The 17,180-nt window shown below is 61.5% G+C and carries 30 protein-coding genes; all 30 read left to right on the top strand.

The window, feature by feature from the left end:
• Positions 1-69: 69 nt before the first annotated feature.
• The 30 genes from tuf to AB1I47_RS08935 all read left to right on the top strand — a co-directional run bounded on the left by tuf (position 70) and on the right by AB1I47_RS08935 (position 17,171).
• Positions 70-1,260, top strand: coding sequence for an elongation factor Tu (gene tuf, locus AB1I47_RS09080; protein ID WP_354683417.1), 1,191 nt, complete (start codon positions 70-72; stop codon positions 1,258-1,260).
• A gap of 78 nt (positions 1,261-1,338) precedes the next feature.
• Positions 1,339-1,647, top strand: coding sequence for a 30S ribosomal protein S10 (gene rpsJ, locus AB1I47_RS09075; protein WP_006160488.1), 309 nt, complete (start codon positions 1,339-1,341; stop codon positions 1,645-1,647).
• 195 nt (positions 1,648-1,842) lie between these two features.
• Positions 1,843-3,072, top strand: a complete 1,230-nt coding sequence (locus AB1I47_RS09070; RefSeq protein WP_354683416.1) for a dienelactone hydrolase family protein — start codon at positions 1,843-1,845, stop codon at positions 3,070-3,072.
• 299 nt (positions 3,073-3,371) lie between these two features.
• Complete coding sequence (rplC, locus tag AB1I47_RS09065; protein ID WP_224081394.1) at positions 3,372-4,022, top strand: 50S ribosomal protein L3; 651 nt, start codon at positions 3,372-3,374, stop codon at positions 4,020-4,022.
• Between the two features lie 12 nt (positions 4,023-4,034).
• Positions 4,035-4,655: a 50S ribosomal protein L4 gene (gene rplD / locus AB1I47_RS09060; protein ID WP_022536862.1), complete on the top strand. Its 621-nt coding sequence runs from the start codon at positions 4,035-4,037 to the stop codon at positions 4,653-4,655.
• Positions 4,652-4,966 carry a 50S ribosomal protein L23 gene (rplW, locus tag AB1I47_RS09055; RefSeq protein WP_006576245.1) on the top strand — a complete coding sequence of 105 codons (315 nt, stop codon included), beginning with the start codon at positions 4,652-4,654 and terminating at the stop codon, positions 4,964-4,966. The genes rplD and rplW overlap by 4 nt, the downstream gene beginning before the upstream one ends.
• Positions 4,967-4,968: 2 nt before the next feature.
• Entirely contained in the window at positions 4,969-5,799 is an 831-nt protein-coding gene (gene rplB, locus AB1I47_RS09050) for a 50S ribosomal protein L2 (protein WP_354683415.1), read from the top strand.
• A 22-nt stretch (positions 5,800-5,821) separates the two neighbouring features.
• Positions 5,822-6,097 carry a 30S ribosomal protein S19 gene (gene rpsS / locus AB1I47_RS09045; RefSeq protein WP_010812394.1) on the top strand — a complete coding sequence of 92 codons (276 nt, stop codon included), beginning with the start codon at positions 5,822-5,824 and terminating at the stop codon, positions 6,095-6,097.
• Positions 6,098-6,106: 9 nt separating this feature from the next.
• The gene (gene rplV / locus AB1I47_RS09040) at positions 6,107-6,436 is read left to right on the top strand and encodes a 50S ribosomal protein L22 (RefSeq protein WP_010812393.1); all 330 of its coding nucleotides are present in this window, start codon (positions 6,107-6,109) and stop codon (positions 6,434-6,436) included.
• 9 nt (positions 6,437-6,445) lie between these two features.
• Positions 6,446-7,246 carry a 30S ribosomal protein S3 gene (gene rpsC, locus AB1I47_RS09035; protein ID WP_022536860.1) on the top strand — a complete coding sequence of 267 codons (801 nt, stop codon included), beginning with the start codon at positions 6,446-6,448 and terminating at the stop codon, positions 7,244-7,246.
• A gap of 2 nt (positions 7,247-7,248) precedes the next feature.
• Positions 7,249-7,665: a 50S ribosomal protein L16 gene (gene rplP, locus AB1I47_RS09030; protein WP_006576240.1), complete on the top strand. Its 417-nt coding sequence runs from the start codon at positions 7,249-7,251 to the stop codon at positions 7,663-7,665.
• Positions 7,666-7,676: 11 nt separating this feature from the next.
• Positions 7,677-7,871 carry a 50S ribosomal protein L29 gene (gene rpmC, locus AB1I47_RS09025; RefSeq protein WP_010812390.1) on the top strand — a complete coding sequence of 65 codons (195 nt, stop codon included), beginning with the start codon at positions 7,677-7,679 and terminating at the stop codon, positions 7,869-7,871.
• Positions 7,868-8,146 (top strand): 30S ribosomal protein S17, encoded by a 279-nt coding sequence (rpsQ, locus tag AB1I47_RS09020; protein WP_010812389.1) that lies wholly within the window; start codon positions 7,868-7,870, stop codon positions 8,144-8,146. The genes rpmC and rpsQ overlap by 4 nt, the downstream gene beginning before the upstream one ends.
• Positions 8,147-8,424: 278 nt before the next feature.
• Positions 8,425-8,793: a 50S ribosomal protein L14 gene (gene rplN, locus AB1I47_RS09015; RefSeq protein ID WP_010812388.1), complete on the top strand. Its 369-nt coding sequence runs from the start codon at positions 8,425-8,427 to the stop codon at positions 8,791-8,793.
• A gap of 9 nt (positions 8,794-8,802) precedes the next feature.
• A complete protein-coding gene (gene rplX, locus AB1I47_RS09010; protein WP_010812387.1) occupies positions 8,803-9,111 on the top strand; it encodes a 50S ribosomal protein L24 in 309 nt (102 codons plus the stop codon).
• A gap of 25 nt (positions 9,112-9,136) precedes the next feature.
• Positions 9,137-9,679: a 50S ribosomal protein L5 gene (gene rplE, locus AB1I47_RS09005; protein ID WP_010812386.1), complete on the top strand. Its 543-nt coding sequence runs from the start codon at positions 9,137-9,139 to the stop codon at positions 9,677-9,679.
• Between the two features lie 9 nt (positions 9,680-9,688).
• Positions 9,689-9,994, top strand: a complete 306-nt coding sequence (gene rpsN, locus AB1I47_RS09000) for a 30S ribosomal protein S14 (RefSeq protein WP_010812385.1) — start codon at positions 9,689-9,691, stop codon at positions 9,992-9,994.
• Positions 9,995-10,021: 27 nt separating this feature from the next.
• Positions 10,022-10,417: a 30S ribosomal protein S8 gene (gene rpsH, locus AB1I47_RS08995; RefSeq protein ID WP_010812384.1), complete on the top strand. Its 396-nt coding sequence runs from the start codon at positions 10,022-10,024 to the stop codon at positions 10,415-10,417.
• Positions 10,418-10,427: 10 nt separating this feature from the next.
• On the top strand, positions 10,428-10,961 hold the full coding sequence (gene rplF / locus AB1I47_RS08990; protein ID WP_354683414.1) for a 50S ribosomal protein L6: 534 nt from the start codon (positions 10,428-10,430) through the stop codon (positions 10,959-10,961).
• 11 nt (positions 10,962-10,972) lie between these two features.
• The gene (rplR, locus tag AB1I47_RS08985) at positions 10,973-11,329 is read left to right on the top strand and encodes a 50S ribosomal protein L18 (RefSeq protein ID WP_026201241.1); all 357 of its coding nucleotides are present in this window, start codon (positions 10,973-10,975) and stop codon (positions 11,327-11,329) included.
• Positions 11,330-11,350: 21 nt separating this feature from the next.
• Positions 11,351-11,869 (top strand): 30S ribosomal protein S5, encoded by a 519-nt coding sequence (gene rpsE / locus AB1I47_RS08980; protein ID WP_039007559.1) that lies wholly within the window; start codon positions 11,351-11,353, stop codon positions 11,867-11,869.
• A 10-nt stretch (positions 11,870-11,879) separates the two neighbouring features.
• On the top strand, positions 11,880-12,062 hold the full coding sequence (gene rpmD, locus AB1I47_RS08975) for a 50S ribosomal protein L30 (protein ID WP_008642953.1): 183 nt from the start codon (positions 11,880-11,882) through the stop codon (positions 12,060-12,062).
• 22 nt (positions 12,063-12,084) lie between these two features.
• Positions 12,085-12,519, top strand: coding sequence for a 50S ribosomal protein L15 (rplO, locus tag AB1I47_RS08970; RefSeq protein ID WP_012354135.1), 435 nt, complete (start codon positions 12,085-12,087; stop codon positions 12,517-12,519).
• A gap of 44 nt (positions 12,520-12,563) precedes the next feature.
• Positions 12,564-13,907 carry a preprotein translocase subunit SecY gene (gene secY / locus AB1I47_RS08965; protein WP_010812379.1) on the top strand — a complete coding sequence of 448 codons (1,344 nt, stop codon included), beginning with the start codon at positions 12,564-12,566 and terminating at the stop codon, positions 13,905-13,907.
• 23 nt (positions 13,908-13,930) lie between these two features.
• Complete coding sequence (gene infA, locus AB1I47_RS08960; protein ID WP_010812378.1) at positions 13,931-14,149, top strand: translation initiation factor IF-1; 219 nt, start codon at positions 13,931-13,933, stop codon at positions 14,147-14,149.
• Positions 14,150-14,180: 31 nt separating this feature from the next.
• The gene (gene rpmJ / locus AB1I47_RS08955) at positions 14,181-14,297 is read left to right on the top strand and encodes a 50S ribosomal protein L36 (RefSeq protein WP_008642959.1); all 117 of its coding nucleotides are present in this window, start codon (positions 14,181-14,183) and stop codon (positions 14,295-14,297) included.
• Positions 14,298-14,316: 19 nt separating this feature from the next.
• A complete protein-coding gene (rpsM, locus tag AB1I47_RS08950) occupies positions 14,317-14,682 on the top strand; it encodes a 30S ribosomal protein S13 (protein WP_010812377.1) in 366 nt (121 codons plus the stop codon).
• A 24-nt stretch (positions 14,683-14,706) separates the two neighbouring features.
• Positions 14,707-15,105 carry a 30S ribosomal protein S11 gene (gene rpsK, locus AB1I47_RS08945; protein ID WP_010812376.1) on the top strand — a complete coding sequence of 133 codons (399 nt, stop codon included), beginning with the start codon at positions 14,707-14,709 and terminating at the stop codon, positions 15,103-15,105.
• Positions 15,106-15,398: 293 nt separating this feature from the next.
• Positions 15,399-16,022, top strand: a complete 624-nt coding sequence (rpsD, locus tag AB1I47_RS08940) for a 30S ribosomal protein S4 (protein ID WP_354683413.1) — start codon at positions 15,399-15,401, stop codon at positions 16,020-16,022.
• Between the two features lie 168 nt (positions 16,023-16,190).
• A complete protein-coding gene (locus AB1I47_RS08935) occupies positions 16,191-17,171 on the top strand; it encodes a DNA-directed RNA polymerase subunit alpha (protein ID WP_010812374.1) in 981 nt (326 codons plus the stop codon).
• Positions 17,172-17,180 lie beyond the last annotated feature (9 nt).

Here is a 17,180-nt window from a genome sequence, read left to right as displayed (position 1 = left end):
TGCCGCCGCGCCTGCCGGTGCGGCGGCGCGATGAAACAACAAGACTGCATTCCTATCAGGAGTTAAGAAATGGCAAAGGAAAAGTTCGAGCGGACCAAGCCGCACGTGAACGTTGGCACGATTGGTCACGTTGACCATGGCAAGACCACGTTGACGGCAGCGATCGCCACGGTGCTGGCAGCCAAGTTCGGCGGCGCCGCCAAGAAGTACGACGAAATCGACGCAGCGCCGGAAGAAAAGGCACGCGGTATTACCATCAATACCGCCCACGTCGAATACGAAACGGCCAACCGCCACTACGCGCACGTTGACTGCCCGGGCCACGCTGACTATGTGAAGAACATGATCACGGGTGCCGCCCAGATGGACGGCGCGATCCTGGTCTGCTCGGCCGCTGACGGCCCGATGCCGCAAACGCGTGAGCACATCCTGCTGGCCCGCCAGGTTGGCGTGCCGTACATCATCGTGTTCCTGAACAAGTGCGACATGGTGGACGACGCTGAACTGCTCGAGCTGGTCGAGATGGAAGTTCGCGAGCTGCTGTCGAAGTACGAGTTCCCCGGCGACGACACCCCGATCATCAAGGGTTCGGCCAAGCTGGCACTGGAAGGCGACAAGGGCGACCTGGGCGAAGAAGCCATCATGCGCCTGGCCGATGCGCTGGACACCTACATCCCGACGCCGGAGCGTGCCGTTGACGGTACCTTCCTGATGCCGGTGGAAGACGTGTTCTCGATCTCGGGTCGCGGCACCGTGGTGACCGGCCGTATCGAGCGCGGCGTGATCAAGGTCGGCGAAGAAATCGAAATCGTCGGTATCCGCCCGACCGTGAAGACCACCTGCACCGGCGTGGAAATGTTCCGCAAGCTGCTGGACCAGGGCCAGGCTGGCGACAACGTCGGTCTGCTGCTGCGCGGCACCAAGCGTGAAGACGTCGAGCGCGGCCAGGTGCTGTGCAAGCCGGGTTCGATCAAGCCGCACACCCACTTCACCGGCGAGGTGTACATCCTGTCGAAGGACGAGGGCGGCCGTCACACCCCGTTCTTCAACAACTACCGCCCGCAGTTCTACTTCCGTACCACCGACGTGACCGGCTCGATTGAGCTGCCGGCGGACAAGGAAATGGTGATGCCGGGTGACAACGTGTCGATCACCGTCAAGCTGATCGCCCCGATCGCCATGGAAGAAGGCCTGCGCTTCGCTATCCGTGAAGGCGGCCGTACCGTCGGCGCCGGCGTCGTGGCAAAGATCCTCGACTAAGCACTTCCTGGGACATGCCCGCGGGCATGTCCCCATTTAACTGGGCACGTTGCCCAATCGCTCTTTTAAGGAAATATCATGCAGAACCAGAAGATCCGTATCCGCCTGAAGGCTTTCGACTATCGCCTGATCGACCAGTCGGCCGCCGAAATCGTGGATACCGCCAAGCGTACCGGCGCGATCGTCAAGGGCCCGGTGCCCCTGCCGACCCGCATCCAGCGCTTCGACATCCTGCGTTCGCCGCACGTCAACAAGACCAGCCGCGATCAGTTCGAGATCCGCACTCACCAGCGCCTGATGGACATCGTCGACCCGACCGACAAGACGGTTGACGCGCTGATGAAGCTCGACCTGCCGGCAGGCGTGGACGTCGAGATCAAGGTGTAATCATGCTTCGGGCCGCGTATGTGGCCTACTGCAGCAAAACGGCGAACCGACGGTTCGCCGTTTTTGTTTTGTGCCGCCAGCTGGCGGGCCCGCACTAGGCGTTGACCGAGCCCACCGTTTCCTGCACTAATCGGACAGCCGCTGCGCCCAGCGGCATCACCCGACCGAGATACAGAAACACAAGGAGAGCAGGCAATGGGCCAGACCATCCAGATCCAGACCCCCGCAGGCAGTCTCAGTGGCTATCTCGCCGTGCCGGCGGCAGGCAAGGGCCCGGGCATCGTGCTGTGCCAGGAGATCTTCGGCGTCAACGCCACCATGCGCGAGGTGGCCGACTACTACGCCGAGGAAGGCTATACGGTGCTGGTGCCGGACCTGTTCTGGCGCATCGCACCCGGCATCGAACTGACTGACCGAGGTGAGGATTTCCAGCGCGCGCTTGGCCTGTACCAGCAGTTCGACGAAGCCAAGGGCGTGCAGGACGTGGGCGCGGCGCTCGAGGCGTTGCGGGCCCGGCCGGAATGCGTCGGCCAGACCGGCGTGCTGGGCTTCTGCCTGGGCGGCAAGCTGGCTTACCTGGCGGCCTGCCGGTTGCCTGACGTGGCCTGCGCGGTGGCGTATTACGGCGTCGGCATCGAGCATGCGCTGGCCGAGGCCGGCAACGTGGCCGGCCGGCTGGTGTTGCATATTGCCGAGCAGGACGGCTTCTGTCCGCCACAGGCACAGGCCGCGATCCGAAATGCGCTGGCCGGGCGCGAGAACATCGAGGTGTACGTCTACCCCGGCGTCGACCATGCCTTCGCACGCGTGGGCGGCGAGCACTTCGACAAGCCCTCGGCGCTGATGGCGCACCAGCGTTCGATCGCCGCGTTGCGCCGCGAGATGGGCCCACACTATGACTTCTCGGCGCTGTGGGACAAGCACTGCGAGTATGAATTCGCCACCCGCGACGTCGATGCCACCATGGCCACGATGGTGCCGCAGCCCTATGTGAACCATATCCCCACCATGACCGGCGGCGTCGGCTACGCGCAGCTGCGGCGCTTCTACCAGCACCACTTCGTGCACAGCAACCCGCCCGACACCACGCTGATCCCGCTGTCGCGCACGGTCGGCGCGACGCAGATCGTCGACGAGATGCTGTTCTGCTTCACGCATACCTGCGAGATCGACTGGATGCTGCCCGGCGTTGCGCCCACCGGCAAGCGCGTGGAGATCCCGCTGGTCGCCATCGTCAAGTTTCGCGGCGACAAGCTCTACCATGAGCACATCTACTGGGACCAGGCCAGCGTGCTGGTGCAGATCGGCAAGCTCGACCCGGCGGGTTTGCCGGTGGCGGGGGTAGAAACCGCGCGCAAGCTGCTCGATGAAACGCTGCCATCGAACACACTGATGGCGCGCTGGCAGGAGAGTGCGGACAAGTAAGGCATCAGGGAGCCGGCGCGTACATGGCGACGCGCCGGCTTCAAGCCGTCTTTTGCGCACATCTGCGTGAATCGTGCTTACAACACCCAGCGGCAAATCGCAATTGCATATTGCACTTCCAAACTGAGCACGTTATAGTGTAAGGCTACCCGTGTCTCCGGGTAGTGGGTTGGCCGTTTTGGCCTCGCGCAGTCCTTTTAGCGCAGCCCTTATTCAGCGCAAATGCGTCGCAAATGCGCAAACACAGTTTTCGTGTATCAATCAGCCCCGGCCAATCGCAGCTGGGAATGGAGCAAACCATGAGCCTTGGCCTTGTAGGTCGCAAGGTTGGCATGACCCGTATTTTCACGGACGACGGTGATTCGATTCCCGTTACCGTGGTCGAGGTCGGCGACAACCGCGTGACGCAAATCAAGACGGACGAGACCGACGGTTATACCGCCGTTCAAGTCACCTTCGGCGCACGACGCGCAAGCCGCGTTACCAAGCCGCTGGCGGGTCATCTCGCCAAAGCCGGCGTGGAAGCCGGCGAAATCATCCGCGAATTCCGTATCGATGCAGCCAAGGCTGCCGAACTGCAAGCTGGCGGTTCGCTGTCGGTCGACCTGTTCGAAGTCGGTCAGAAGATCGACGTGCAGGGCGTGACCATCGGTAAGGGCTACGCCGGTACCATCAAGCGCTACCACTTCGCCTCCGGCCGTGCCACCCACGGTAACTCGCGCTCGCACAACGTGCCGGGCTCGATCGGTATGGCGCAGGATCCGGGCCGTGTGTTCCCGGGCAAGCGCATGACCGGTCACCTGGGCGATGTCACCCGCACCGTGCAGAACCTGGAGATCGCCAAGATCGACGCAGAGCGCAAGCTGCTGCTGGTCAAGGGTGCCATCCCCGGCTCCAAGGGCGGCAAGGTCATCGTCACCCCGGCCGTCAAGGCCAAAGCCAAAGCTTAAGGAGCGCATGTAATGGAACTCAAGCTCCTCCAGGACAATGGCCAGATCGGCGCAGGCGTTGACGCTTCGCCCGAAGTGTTCGGCCGTGACTACAACGAAGCCCTCGTTCACCAGATCGTCGTCGCTTACCAGGCCAACGCTCGCAGCGGCAACCGTAAGCAGAAGGATCGTGAAGAGGTCAAGCACACGACCAAGAAGCCGTGGCGCCAGAAGGGTACGGGCCGTGCTCGTGCCGGTATGTCTTCCTCGCCGCTGTGGCGCGGGGGCGGCCGTATCTTCCCGAATTCGCCGGAAGAGAACTTCAGCCAGAAGGTCAACAAGAAGATGTTCCGTGCCGGCATGCGCTCGATTTACTCGCAGCTCGCACGTGAAGGTCGTATCAACGTGGTGGACGGTTTCACTGTCGACGCGCCCAAGACCAAGCTCTTGGCCGACAAGTTCAAGGCCATGGGCCTGGACTCGGTGCTGATCATCACCGACAGCCTCGACGAAAACCTCTACCTGGCTTCGCGCAACCTGCCGCACGTGGCAGTCGTGGAGCCGCGCCAGGCTGATCCGCTGTCGCTCGTGCACTACAAGAAGGTGCTGGTGACCAAGGCGGCCGTCGCGCAGATCGAGGAGTTGCTGAAATGACGCAAGTAGCCAAGAACGATCATCGTTTGATGCAGGTGCTGCTCGCGCCGGTGGTTTCCGAAAAGGCAACCCTGGTCGCCGACAAGAATGAACAGGTCGTGTTCGAAGTGGCCCGCGATGCCAACAAGGCAGAAGTGAAGGCCGCCGTCGAACTGCTGTTCAAGGTCGAGGTGCAGTCCGTTCAGATCCTGAACCAGAAGGGCAAGCAGAAGCGCTTCGGCCGTTTCATGGGCCGTCGCAACCACGTGAAGAAAGCTTACGTGTCGCTGAAGCCGGGTCAGGAAATCAATTTTGAAGCGGAGGCCAAGTAATCATGGCACTCGTCAAGACCAAGCCGACTTCCCCGGGTCGTCGCTCGATGGTGAAGGTGGTCAACAAGGACCTTCACAAGGGCACCCCGTACGCGCCGCTGCTGGAAAAGCAATTCCAGAAGTCGGGCCGTAACAACAATGGTCATATCACCACCCGCCACAAGGGCGGTGGTCATAAGCACCACTACCGCGTGGTCGACTTCAAGCGCAACGACAAGGACGGCATCCCCGCCCGCGTCGAGCGCCTGGAATACGATCCGAACCGCAGCGCCAACATCGCGCTGATCGTGTTCGCCGACGGCGAGCGCCGCTACATCATCGCCACCAAGGGCATGGTTGCCGGTCAGCAGCTGCTGAACGGTTCGGAAGCGCCGATCAAGGCCGGTAACAACCTGCCGATCCGCAACATTCCGGTCGGTACCACGATCAACAACGTGGAAATGCAGCCGGGCAAGGGTTCGCAGATCGCACGTGCCGCCGGCGGTTCCGCCGTGCTGCTGGCGCGTGAAGGCCTGTACGCCCAGGTTCGCCTGCGCTCCGGTGAAGTGCGCCGCGTGCACATCGAGTGCCGCGCCACCATCGGTGAAGTGGGCAACGAAGAGCACAGCCTGCGCGTCATCGGCAAGGCCGGTGCGACCCGCTGGCGCGGTATCCGCCCGACGGTCCGTGGTGTCGTGATGAACCCGGTCGACCACCCGCACGGTGGTGGTGAAGGCAAGACCGCCGCTGGTCGCGATCCGGTTTCGCCGTGGGGTACCCCGGCCAAGGGTTACCGTACCCGCAGCAACAAGCGCACGGACAGCATGATCGTCCAGAAGCGCCACAAGCGTTAATCGGTAGGTAGGAGCTAAAGATATGACTCGTTCCGCTAAAAAGGGTCCGTTCTGCGACGCCCACCTGCTGAAAAAGGTGGAAGTCGCATCGAGCGGCAAGGACAAGAAGCCCATCAAGACTTGGTCGCGTCGCTCGACCATTCTGCCGGAGTTCATTGGCCTGACGATCGCCGTTCACAACGGCCGTCAACACGTGCCGGTGTACGTTACGGAAAACATGGTTGGCCACAAGCTCGGCGAATTTGCGATTACCCGCACGTTCAAGGGCCACGCGGCTGACAAGAAAGCGAAGAGGTAAGGTGCCATCATGGAAGTGAAAGCGATTCATCGCGGTGCCCGCATCTCCGCCCAGAAGACGCGCCTGGTCGCTGACCAGATCCGTGGTCTGCCGATCGAGCGCGCGCTCAATGTCCTGACGTTCAGCCCGAAAAAGGCTGCCGGGATCGTGAAGAAGGTGGTCGAATCGGCCATCGCCAACGCTGAGCACAACGAAGGCGCCGACATCGACGAACTGAAGGTCAAATCGATCTTCGTCGACAAGGCAACCTCGCTCAAGCGCTTCACCGCACGGGCGAAGGGCCGCGGCAACCGCATCGAGAAACAAACCTGTCACATCACTGTGACGCTCGGCAACTAAGGAGTCACGATGGGACAGAAGATTCATCCGACTGGCTTCCGCCTGGCTGTCAGCCGTAACTGGGCTTCGCGCTGGTATGCCAGCAACACGAAGTTCGCCGGCATGCTGAAGGAAGACATCGAAGTTCGGGACTTCCTGAAGAAGAAGCTGAAGAACGCATCGGTTGGCCGCGTCGTGATCGAGCGCCCCGCCCGCAATGCACGCATCACCATTTACAGCTCGCGTCCGGGCGTGGTGATCGGCAAGAAGGGTGAGGACATCGAACTGCTGAAGGCTGAACTGCAGCGTCGCATGGGCGTGCCCGTGCACGTGAACATCGAGGAAATCCGCAAGCCGGAAACCGATGCTCAGCTGATCGCCGATTCGATCACCCAGCAGCTCGAGCGCCGCATCATGTTCCGCCGCGCCATGAAGCGCGCCATGCAGAACGCGATGCGCCTGGGCGCCCAGGGTATCAAGATCATGAGCGCCGGCCGTCTGAACGGTATCGAAATCGCACGTACCGAGTGGTACCGCGAAGGCCGTGTGCCCCTGCACACCCTGCGCGCCGACATCGACTACGGCTTCTCCGAAGCAGAAACCACCTACGGCATCATCGGTGTCAAGGTGTGGGTCTACAAGGGTGATCACCTCGGCCGCAACGAAGCGCCGGTGGTGGAAGAGCCGCAGGACGACCGTCGTCGTCGCCCGGGTCGTCCGGAAGGCCGCCGCCGTGAAGGCGAAGGCCGCCCGGGTGGCAACCGTCGCGGTGGCGCCGGTGCAGGTGCCGGTCGCCGCGGTGCGCCTGGCGATGCGAAGAGTGGAGAATAACGATGCTGCAACCTAAGCGCAGAAAATACCGCAAGGAGCAGAAAGGCCGCAACACGGGTAAGGCTACCCGTGGTAACGCCGTGTCTTTCGGCGAATTCGGCCTGAAGGCCATGGGCCGGGGCCGTCTGACGGCTCGTCAGATTGAGTCGGCACGTCGTGCGATGACCCGCCACATCAAGCGTGGCGGCCGCATCTGGATCCGGATTTTCCCGGACAAGCCGATCTCGAAGAAGCCCGCCGAAGTCCGTATGGGTAACGGTAAGGGCAATCCGGAGTACTACGTGGCTGAAATCCAGCCGGGCAAGATGCTGTACGAAATGGATGGCGTGAGCGAAGAGCTGGCGCGTGAGGCGTTTCGCCTCGCGGCCGCCAAGCTGCCGATCGCCACCAATTTCGTGGTGCGCCAGGTCGGGACGTAAGGAGAGCAGGAATGAAAGCATCCGAACTTCGCGGCAAGGACGCCGCCGGGCTGAACCAGGAGCTCTCCGAGCTGCTGAAGGCCCAATTTAGCCTGCGCATGCAAAAGGCGACCCAACAGCTGCAGAACACCAGCCAGCTGAAGAAGGTCCGCAAGGACATCGCGCGCGTGCAAACCGTGCTGACTCAAAAGGCAAACGCGAAATGACTGAAGCTGCACAAACGGAAAAGTCGCTTCGCCGCACCCTGGTCGGTCGTGTGGTAAGCGACAAGATGGACAAGACCGTTACGGTCTTGGTGGAAAACCGCGTCAAGCATCCTCTGTACGGCAAGTACGTGCTGCGTTCCAAGAAGTACCACGCACACGACGAAGCCAACCAGTACAAGGAAGGCGACAAGGTCGAAATCCAGGAAGGCCGTCCGCTGTCGCGGACCAAGTCCTGGGTGGTTTCCCGGCTGGTAGAGGCTGCACGCGTCATCTAAGAACAACACGTTCTTAGCTTGACTTGCAAGTCCAGGGTTATGTAGCTATAATCCTGGACTTCCGCTTTATTGCGTTCGCCTTAGTTGTACCACCCGGGCGGGCCTGTTGAGCGAGCCAGGGCCAGGCGGCCTCGACGATCTGTCGGGATTGCCAGGTTCCTACCGACTTCAAAGTTGATCAACCCAGACGGTGCTGGCGCAAGGCCGGAGCCGACGGGACCAAGACTGACCGACGGGCGCTATCGCACCTGGCGGATTAAGTTGGGAAGACAAACACCATGATTCAGACAGAAAGCCGGCTCGAAGTGGCCGATAACACTGGTGCGCGCGAAGTGCTGTGCATCAAGGTGCTGGGTGGCTCCAAGCGCCGCTACGCAAGCGTTGGCGACATCATCAAGGTGACCGTCAAGGACGCAGCGCCGCGCGGTCGCGTGAAGAAGGGCGACATCTACAACGCCGTCGTCGTGCGTACCGCCAAGGGCGTGCGCCGCGCTGACGGTTCGCTGATCAAGTTCGACGGCAACGCCGCCGTCCTGCTGAACAACAAGCTCGAGCCGATCGGCACCCGTATCTTCGGGCCGGTGACTCGTGAACTCCGTACCGAGCGCTTCATGAAGATCGTGTCGCTCGCTCCGGAAGTGCTGTAAGGAGCCGCCATGAACAAGATTCGCAAAGGCGACGAAGTCATTGTGCTGACCGGCAAGGACAAGGGCAAGCGCGGTACCGTGCAAGCCGTCCTGGGCGACAAGGTTGCGGTGCAAGGCGTGAACATCGCCAAGAAGCATGCCCGCCCGAACCCGATGCTGGGCACTACCGGTGGCGTGGTCGACAAGGTCATGCCGCTGCATATTTCCAACGTTGCGCTCGTGGATGCCAATGGCAAGCCGTCGCGCGTCGGCATCAAGGTGGAAGACGGCAAGCGCGTGCGCGTGCTGAAGACCACCGGCGCCGTCGTGGCAGCTTGATTCTGGGCACGTATAGGAGTTGAGCATGGCAGCACGTCTGCAAGAGTTTTACAAAGAACAGGTTGTGCCGAAGCTGATTGAACAGTTCGGCTACAAATCGGTCATGGAAGTGCCGCGCATCACCAAGATCACCCTGAACATGGGCCTTGGCGAAGCGATCAATGACAAGAAGATCATTGAGAACGCCGTCGGCGACCTGACCAAGATCGCCGGTCAGAAGCCGGTCGTGACGAAGGCCAAGAAGGCCATCGCCGGCTTCAAGATCCGCCAGGGCTACCCCATCGGTGCGATGGTGACCCTGCGCGGCGAGCGCATGTTCGAATTCCTCGATCGTTTCGTCACCGTGGCCCTGCCGCGCGTGCGTGACTTCCGTGGTGTGTCGGGCCGTTCGTTCGACGGTCGTGGCAACTACAACATCGGTGTGAAAGAGCAGATCATTTTCCCCGAAATCGAGTACGACAAGATCGACGCACTGCGTGGTCTGAACATCAGCATCACGACGACGGCGAAGAACGACGAGGAAGCCAAGGCACTCCTCGGCGCGTTCAAGTTCCCGTTCCGCAATTAAGGGGTAACCGTGGCTAAACTGGCTCTGATTGAACGTGAGAAGAAGCGCGCCAAGCTGGTGGCAAAGTATGCCGCCAAGCGCGCCAACCTCAAGGCCATTATCGACGACCAAGAAAAGTCGGAAGAAGAGCGTTACAGCGCGCGTCTCGAGCTGCAACAGCTCCCGCGCAACGCGAACCCGACTCGCCAGCGTAACCGCTGCGCGATCACCGGTCGTCCCCGCGGTACCTTCCGCAAGTTTGGCCTGGCGCGTAACAAGATCCGCGAAATCGCCTTCAAGGGCGAAATCCCGGGTCTGACGAAAGCCAGCTGGTAATTACGCACAGGCTACAGGAGAAACAGTATGAGCATGAGCGATCCTATCGCCGATATGCTGACGCGCATCCGCAACGCCCAGGGCGTGCAGAAGGCGTCGGTTGTCATGCCGTCGTCGAAGCTGAAAGTGGCAATCGCCAAGGTCCTGAAGGACGAAGGCTACATCGACGACTACGCCGTCCAGGAAGATGGCGGCAAGGCACAACTGAGCATCGGCCTGAAGTACTACGCCGGCCGTCCGGTGATCGAGCGCATTGAGCGCGTCTCGAAGCCCGGCCTGCGCGTGTACAAGGGCCGCAGCGACATCCCGCAAGTGATGAACGGCCTGGGCGTGGCGATCATTTCGACCCCGCAGGGTCTGATGACCGACCGCAAGGCTCGCGCCACTGGCGTGGGCGGCGAAGTTCTCTGCTACGTCGCTTAAGGAGAGAACCATGTCCCGTGTAGGTAAGGCTCCCATCGCGCTGCCCAAAGGCGCGGAAGTGAACGTGGCGGCTGGCGTGCTCTCCGTGAAGGGCCCGCTCGGTACGCTGTCGCAGCCGATTCACAGCCTGGTCAAGGTCAATGTCGAGAACGACACGCTGACCTTCGCTCCGGCTGACGAGTCGCGTGAAGCAAACGCTCTGCAGGGCACGATGCGTGCTCTGGTGGCCAACATGGTCAAGGGCGTAACCACCGGTTTCGAGCGCAAGCTGAACCTCGTCGGCGTGGGCTATCGTGCCCAGCTGCAAGGCGCTGCGCTGAAGCTCCAGCTTGGTTTCTCGCACGACGTGATCCATGAGATGCCGGAAGGCGTGAAGGCGGAAACGCCGACGCAGACCGAGATCATCATCAAGGGTGCGGACAAGCAGAAAGTCGGTCAGGTTGCCGCGGAAGTTCGCGCGTACCGTCCGCCTGAGCCCTACAAGGGCAAGGGTGTGCGTTACTCGGACGAGCGCGTCATCCTGAAGGAAACCAAGAAGAAGTAAGGGGTGCAATGATGAACAAGAAAGACGCTCGTTTGCGCCGTGCACGTCAGACCCGCGCCAAGATCGCGGAGATGAAAGTCAATCGTCTGACCGTGTTCCGTACGAATTCGCATATTTACGCCCAGGTCTTCTCGGAGTGCGGCACCAAGGTGCTGGCTTCGGCTTCGACCGCAGAGGCAGACGTCCGCAAGGAACTGACCGGCAATGGTGCTACCACCGCTGCCGCGACCGCGGTCGGCAAGCGCATCGCCGAAAAGGCGAAGGCTGCCGGCGTGGAAACCGTCGCGTTCGATCGCGCCGGCTTCCGCTTCCACGGTCGCGTGAAGGCACTGGCTGACGCTGCCCGCGAAGCCGGCCTCAAGTTCTAAGCGCACAAAGAGAGATACGTCATGGCAAAGATGCAAGCAAAAGTCCAGCAGGACGAACGCGACGACGGCCTCCGCGAGAAGATGATCTCGGTCAACCGCGTCACCAAGGTGGTGAAGGGCGGCCGGATTCTCGGTTTCGCTGCGCTGACCGTGGTTGGTGACGGCGATGGCCGCATCGGCATGGGCAAGGGCAAGGCCAAGGAAGTGCCCGTCGCCGTTCAGAAGGCAATGGACGAAGCCCGTCGCAAGATGGTCAAGGTCGCGCTGAAGAACGGCACGCTGCAACACGAAGTCGTTGGCAAGCACGGCGCCGCCAAGGTGCTGATGATGCCCGCCAAGGAAGGTACCGGCGTGATCGCCGGCGGCCCGATGCGCGCGATTTTCGAAGTGATGGGCGTGACCAACGTGGTGACCAAGTCGCACGGCTCGACCAACCCCTACAACATGGTTCGCGCAACCCTGGATGGCCTGCAGAAGATGAGCACGCCGTCGGAAATCGCCGCGAAGCGTGGCAAGTCGGTCGAAGACATCCTCGGCTAAGGTGAACGAAATGTCGCAGAAAACCGTAAAAGTGCAACTCGTGCGCAGCCTGATCGGCACGCGCGAGGATCATCGCGCCACCGTTCGTGGCCTGGGCCTGCGCCGCCTGAACTCGGTGTCGGAGCTGCAGGACACGCCCGCCGTGCGCGGCATGATCAACAAGGTCTCGTACCTGGTCAAGGTTCTGGCCTGATACCGGGAACTCGGAGAGCAACATGCAACTGAACAACCTGAAACCGGCCGCCGGTTCGAAGCACGCCAAGCGTCGCGTCGGCCGCGGTATCGGCTCCGGCCTGGGCAAGACCGCCGGTCGCGGTCACAAGGGTCAGAAGTCGCGTTCGGGCGGCTTCCACAAGGTGGGCTTCGAAGGCGGTCAAATGCCGCTGTATCGTCGCCTGCCCAAGCGCGGCTTCACCTCGCTGACCAAGGCGTTCACCGCCGAAGTCACGCTGCGTGACATCGAGCGCCTGGAAGCGGCCGAAGTCGACCTGCTGGTTCTGAAGCAGGCTGGCCTGGTCGGCGACCTGGTCAAGAGCGCCAAGGTCATCAAGGCCGGCGAACTGACCCGCAAGGTGACGATCAAGGGTCTGGGCGCCACCGCTGGCGCCAAGGCCGCGATCGAAGCCGCCGGCGGCCAGATCGCAGCCTGATACGGCATTTATCGCAGCATAGGCAGTTATAGTCGGAGCATCGTTTGGCCACGGCGAAACCCAATGCAAGCGCGCAAGCCAGGAACACGGCGAAGTACGGCGACCTCAAGCGCCGGCTGATGTTCCTGGTGCTGGCCCTGATCGTGTACCGCATCGGCGCTCATATTCCGGTGCCCGGTATCGATCCGGAGCAGCTTGCGAAGCTTTTCCAGAGTCAGTCGGGTGGCATCCTCGGGATGTTCAACCTGTTCTCGGGCGGGGCGCTGTCGCGCTTTACCGTCTTCGCGCTCGGCATCATGCCGTACATCTCGGCGTCGATCATCATGCAGTTGCTGACGATCGTGCTGCCGCAGCTGGAAGCGCTGAAGAAGGAAGGGCAGGCAGGGCAGCGCAAGATCACGCAGTACACGCGCTACGGCACCGTGGTCCTGGCCACGTTCCAGGCGCTGTCGATTGCGGTGGCGCTGGAGTCGCAGCCTGGGCTGGTGCTGGATCCGGGCCTGATGTTCCGGGCCACGGCAGTGATTACGCTGGTGACCGGCACGATGTTCCTGATGTGGCTGGGTGAGCAGATCACCGAGCGTGGTCTGGGCAACGGCATCTCGATCATCATCTTCGGCGGTATCGCGGCGGGCCTGCCCAACGCGATCGGCGGACTGTTCGAACTGGTCCGCACGGGTTCCATGAGCATCATCGCGGCGATCTTCATCGTGGCGATCGTGATCGGGGTGACCTTCGCCGTGGTGTTCGTCGAGCGGGGCCAGCGCAAGATCCTGGTGAACTATGCCAAGCGTCAGGTCGGCAACAAGGTGTACGGCGGCCAGTCGTCGCACCTGCCGCTGAAGCTGAACATGGCAGGGGTGATTCCGCCGATCTTCGCATCGTCGATCATCCTGTTCCCGGCGACGATCGCGGGCTGGTTCACGTCCGATGCGACCGGCTCGGTGGGTGGGTTCATCAAGGACCTGGCTGCCACGCTGTCGCCGGGCCAGCCGGTCTACATCCTGCTGTACGCTGCTGCGATTGTATTTTTCTGCTTCTTCTATACGGCCCTGGTGTACAACAGCCGTGAAGTGGCAGACAACCTGAAGAAAAGCGGTGCCTTCATTCCGGGCATTCGTCCGGGCGAGCAGACGACGCGCTATATCGACAAGATTCTGGTGCGCCTGACGCTGGCTGGTGCGGTCTATATCACACTGGTCTGCCTGTTGCCGGAATTCCTGGTGCTGCGGTGGAACGTTCCGTTCTACTTTGGCGGAACCTCGCTGCTGATCATCGTGGTCGTCACGATGGACTTCATGGCTCAGGTTCAGTCTTACGTGATGTCGCAGCAATATGAGTCGCTGCTGAAGAAGGCGAATTTCAAGGGCAATCTGACCTTGCGCTGACTTCGGATCGGTACAGGCTAGGTATGGCAAAAGACGACGTCATCCAGATGCAGGGGGAGGTCCTGGAAAACCTTCCCAATGCGACGTTCCGGGTCAAGTTGGAAAATGGCCATGTAGTACTGGGCCATATCTCCGGCAAGATGCGAATGAACTACATCCGGATTCTTCCGGGTGACAAGGTGACGGTCGAGCTGACCCCATATGATCTGTCGCGCGCACGAATCGTCTTCCGGACGAAGTGAGCGAACAGGAATTGAAGGAAGAGGAAAAATCATGAAAGTGCTGGCTTCTGTTAAGCGCATTTGCCGCAACTGCAAAATCATCAAGCGCAACGGTGTCGTGCGCGTGATCTGCTCGTCGGATCCCCGCCACAAGCAACGCCAAGGCTAATCGGAAAGAGGATTGACGAATGGCACGTATCGCAGGGGTTAACATCCCGAACCACAAGCACACCGAAATCGGCCTGACGGCCATTTATGGTGTCGGCCGCTCGCGCGCTCGCAAGATTTGCGAGGCCACCGGTGTACCGTTTGACAAGAAGGTCAAGGATCTGACCGACGCCGACCTGGAAAAGCTTCGTGACGAAGTGGGCAAGGTCACGGTCGAGGGTGACCTGCGTCGTGAAACCACGATGAACATCAAGCGTCTGATGGACCTTGGTTGCTATCGTGGCATGCGTCACCGCAAGGGCCTGCCCATGCGCGGCCAGCGTACCCGGACCAATGCCCGCACCCGCAAGGGTCCGCGCAAGGCCGGCGTGGCTCTGAAGAAGTAAAGCCGAAGGCAGAGGAAGAAACTAATGGCAAAAGGTCCGAATAACGCCGCTCGCGCGCGTAAAAAGGTCAAGAAGAACGTTGCCGACGGCATTGCGCACGTCCACGCATCGTTCAACAACACCATCATCACGATCACCGACCGCCAGGGCAACGCTCTGTCGTGGGCGACCGCCGGTGGCCAGGGCTTCAAGGGTTCGCGCAAGTCGACCCCGTTCGCTGCCCAGGTTGCTGCCGAGAACGCCGGCCGTGTGGCGCAAGACCAGGGTATCAAGAACCTGGAAGTGCGCATCAAGGGCCCGGGCCCGGGTCGTGAATCGGCTGTCCGCGCGCTGAACGCGCTGGGCATCAAGATCGCGATCATCGAAGACGTCACGCCGATTCCGCACAACGGCTGCCGTCCGCCGAAGCGCCGCCGCATCTAAGGGTTGGCGTGTCCGGTCCGGCGGGTTTACCAGCCGGAATCGGATATGGTAGTATCGCGCGTTGACCTGCTGCATTTCGATGCGGCAGGTTTTCGTTTTGCGTCGAGGGAATGTCTGATACAGCACATTTCCATGCCGGCGCACTGGTAAATGCTTTCAGCGTCGTTTCCGGCAACGGAACGCGCTCAATAAGCCCACCGTCCGTCACGGTCTCCCGGAATACCGGGTAGCACAGCGTTGGCGGACTCGCGGCGCGTCCACACAGGCGCCGTGATCGATCAAAGGAAGACAACGTGGCACGTTATACCGGCCCGAAGGCCAAACTTTCCCGCCGTGAAGGCACCGACCTGTTCCTGAAGAGCGCCCGCCGTTCGCTGGCCGACAAGTGCAAGCTGGACAGCAAGCCTGGCCAGCACGGCCGTACCTCGGGTGCCCGCACCTCCGACTACGGCAACCAGCTGCGTGAAAAGCAGAAGGTCAAGCGCATCTACGGCGTGCTCGAGCGCCAGTTCCGCCGCTACTTTGCCGAAGCCGACCGCCGCAAGGGCAACACCGGCGAAAACCTGCTGCAACTGCTGGAATCGCGCCTGGATAACGTGGTGTACCGCATGGGCTTCGGCTCGACCCGCGCTGAAGCGCGCCAGCTGGTGTCGCACAAGGCGATCCTGGTGAACGGCCAGACCCTGAACGTGCCGTCGGCCCAGATCAAGTCGGGCGACATCATCACCATCCGCGAGCAGTCGAAGAAGCAAGTCCGTATCGCTGAAGCGCTGTCGCTGGCCGAGCAGTCGGGCTTCCCGACCTGGGTCGCCGTGGATGCCAAGAAGTTCGAAGGCACCTTCAAGCAAGCCCCGGATCGTGCCGATATCGCTGGTGACATCAACGAAAGCCTGATCGTCGAACTGTACTCGCGTTAATCAACCGAGCAGAACGATCCCAGAGCTTGCGTCCGTCGCAAAGCTTCTTTTTCAGCCCGACGCGCGATACGCGCGGTCGGGCTTCGCCCATCTCACGATGGGATTTTCAGGTTCCAAACGTCAGCCTTATCGGTGTAACGAGCCGAGGGTATTGAAAAGGACAACCTAATGCAAACAGCACTCCTCAAGCCAAAAATCATCGCCGTCGAGCCTCTGGGCGACCATCACGCCAAAGTCGTGATGGAGCCGTTCGAGCGCGGCTACGGCCATACGCTCGGTAACGCCCTGCGTCGCGTGCTGCTGTCGTCGATGGTCGGCTATGCACCGACCGAAGTCACGATCGCTGGGGTGGTCCACGAGTATTCCACCATCGATGGCGTGCAGGAAGACGTCGTCAACCTGCTGCTCAATCTGAAGGGCGTGGTGTTCAAGCTGCACAACCGCGACGAAGTCACGGTGTCGCTGCGCAAGGATGGCGAAGGCGTGGTCACGGCTGCCGATATCGAGCTGCCGCACGACGTCGAGATCATCAACCCGAACCACGTGATCGCCCATCTGTCCGCCGGCGGCAAGCTGGACATGCAGATCAAGGTCGAGCAGGGCCGCGGCTATGTGCCGGGCAACGTGCGCAAGTTCGGCGACGAGTCGGGCAAGGTCATCGGCCGCATCGTGCTGGACGCCTCGTTCTCGCCGGTGCGCCGCGTGTCGTACGCCGTTGAATCCGCTCGCGTGGAACAGCGTACCGACCTCGACAAGCTGGTGATGAACATCGAAACCGACGGCGTGATCTCGCCCGAGGAAGCGATCCGCCAGTCGGCCCGCATCCTGGTCGACCAGCTGTCCGTGTTCGCCGCGCTGGAAGGCACCGAGTCGGCCGCCGAGGCCGCTTCGAGCCGCACGCCGCAGATCGATCCGATCCTGCTGCGCCCGGTCGACGACCTGGAGCTGACGGTGCGTTCGGCCAACTGCCTGAAGGCCGAAAACATCTACTACATCGGCGACCTGATCCAGCGTACCGAAAACGAGCTGCTTAAGACCCCGAACCTGGGTCGCAAGTCGCTCAACGAGATCAAGGAAGTCCTCGCCTCGCGTGGCCTGACCCTCGGCATGAAGCTCGAGAACTGGCCGCCCGCAGGTCTGGAGAAGTAATTGTGGCGC

Origin of the sequence: Cupriavidus necator (assembly GCF_040578825.1) — a bacterium.
Taxonomy (GTDB): domain Bacteria; phylum Pseudomonadota; class Gammaproteobacteria; order Burkholderiales; family Burkholderiaceae; genus Cupriavidus; species Cupriavidus necator_E.
Note: the sequence above shows the minus strand (reverse complement) of the source record. Positions and strands in the feature narration are given on the sequence as shown.

What these genes read in the sequence shown, in the direction of transcription:
- rpsQ (WP_010812389.1), top strand. Translation starts at nt 7,868, where the DNA reads ATGACTGAAGCTGCACAAACGGAAAAGTCGCTTCGCCGCACCCTGGTC.
- rplD (WP_022536862.1), top strand. Translation starts at nt 4,035, where the DNA reads ATGGAACTCAAGCTCCTCCAGGACAATGGCCAGATCGGCGCAGGCGTT.
- rplB (WP_354683415.1), top strand. Translation starts at nt 4,969, where the DNA reads ATGGCACTCGTCAAGACCAAGCCGACTTCCCCGGGTCGTCGCTCGATG.
- rpmD (WP_008642953.1), top strand. Translation starts at nt 11,880, where the DNA reads ATGTCGCAGAAAACCGTAAAAGTGCAACTCGTGCGCAGCCTGATCGGC.
- infA (WP_010812378.1), top strand. Translation starts at nt 13,931, where the DNA reads ATGGCAAAAGACGACGTCATCCAGATGCAGGGGGAGGTCCTGGAAAAC.
- rpsS (WP_010812394.1), top strand. Translation starts at nt 5,822, where the DNA reads ATGACTCGTTCCGCTAAAAAGGGTCCGTTCTGCGACGCCCACCTGCTG.
- rpmJ (WP_008642959.1), top strand. Translation starts at nt 14,181, where the DNA reads ATGAAAGTGCTGGCTTCTGTTAAGCGCATTTGCCGCAACTGCAAAATC.
- rpsH (WP_010812384.1), top strand. Translation starts at nt 10,022, where the DNA reads ATGAGCATGAGCGATCCTATCGCCGATATGCTGACGCGCATCCGCAAC.
- rpsJ (WP_006160488.1), top strand. Translation starts at nt 1,339, where the DNA reads ATGCAGAACCAGAAGATCCGTATCCGCCTGAAGGCTTTCGACTATCGC.
- rplN (WP_010812388.1), top strand. Translation starts at nt 8,425, where the DNA reads ATGATTCAGACAGAAAGCCGGCTCGAAGTGGCCGATAACACTGGTGCG.
- rpsM (WP_010812377.1), top strand. Translation starts at nt 14,317, where the DNA reads ATGGCACGTATCGCAGGGGTTAACATCCCGAACCACAAGCACACCGAA.
- rplF (WP_354683414.1), top strand. Translation starts at nt 10,428, where the DNA reads ATGTCCCGTGTAGGTAAGGCTCCCATCGCGCTGCCCAAAGGCGCGGAA.
- rplE (WP_010812386.1), top strand. Translation starts at nt 9,137, where the DNA reads ATGGCAGCACGTCTGCAAGAGTTTTACAAAGAACAGGTTGTGCCGAAG.
- rplW (WP_006576245.1), top strand. Translation starts at nt 4,652, where the DNA reads ATGACGCAAGTAGCCAAGAACGATCATCGTTTGATGCAGGTGCTGCTC.
- rplP (WP_006576240.1), top strand. Translation starts at nt 7,249, where the DNA reads ATGCTGCAACCTAAGCGCAGAAAATACCGCAAGGAGCAGAAAGGCCGC.
- tuf (WP_354683417.1), top strand. Translation starts at nt 70, where the DNA reads ATGGCAAAGGAAAAGTTCGAGCGGACCAAGCCGCACGTGAACGTTGGC.
- rplC (WP_224081394.1), top strand. Translation starts at nt 3,372, where the DNA reads ATGAGCCTTGGCCTTGTAGGTCGCAAGGTTGGCATGACCCGTATTTTC.
- AB1I47_RS08935 (WP_010812374.1), top strand. Translation starts at nt 16,191, where the DNA reads ATGCAAACAGCACTCCTCAAGCCAAAAATCATCGCCGTCGAGCCTCTG.
- rpsK (WP_010812376.1), top strand. Translation starts at nt 14,707, where the DNA reads ATGGCAAAAGGTCCGAATAACGCCGCTCGCGCGCGTAAAAAGGTCAAG.
- AB1I47_RS09070 (WP_354683416.1), top strand. Translation starts at nt 1,843, where the DNA reads ATGGGCCAGACCATCCAGATCCAGACCCCCGCAGGCAGTCTCAGTGGC.
- rpmC (WP_010812390.1), top strand. Translation starts at nt 7,677, where the DNA reads ATGAAAGCATCCGAACTTCGCGGCAAGGACGCCGCCGGGCTGAACCAG.
- rplX (WP_010812387.1), top strand. Translation starts at nt 8,803, where the DNA reads ATGAACAAGATTCGCAAAGGCGACGAAGTCATTGTGCTGACCGGCAAG.
- rpsE (WP_039007559.1), top strand. Translation starts at nt 11,351, where the DNA reads ATGGCAAAGATGCAAGCAAAAGTCCAGCAGGACGAACGCGACGACGGC.
- rplO (WP_012354135.1), top strand. Translation starts at nt 12,085, where the DNA reads ATGCAACTGAACAACCTGAAACCGGCCGCCGGTTCGAAGCACGCCAAG.
- rpsC (WP_022536860.1), top strand. Translation starts at nt 6,446, where the DNA reads ATGGGACAGAAGATTCATCCGACTGGCTTCCGCCTGGCTGTCAGCCGT.
- rplR (WP_026201241.1), top strand. Translation starts at nt 10,973, where the DNA reads ATGAACAAGAAAGACGCTCGTTTGCGCCGTGCACGTCAGACCCGCGCC.
- rplV (WP_010812393.1), top strand. Translation starts at nt 6,107, where the DNA reads ATGGAAGTGAAAGCGATTCATCGCGGTGCCCGCATCTCCGCCCAGAAG.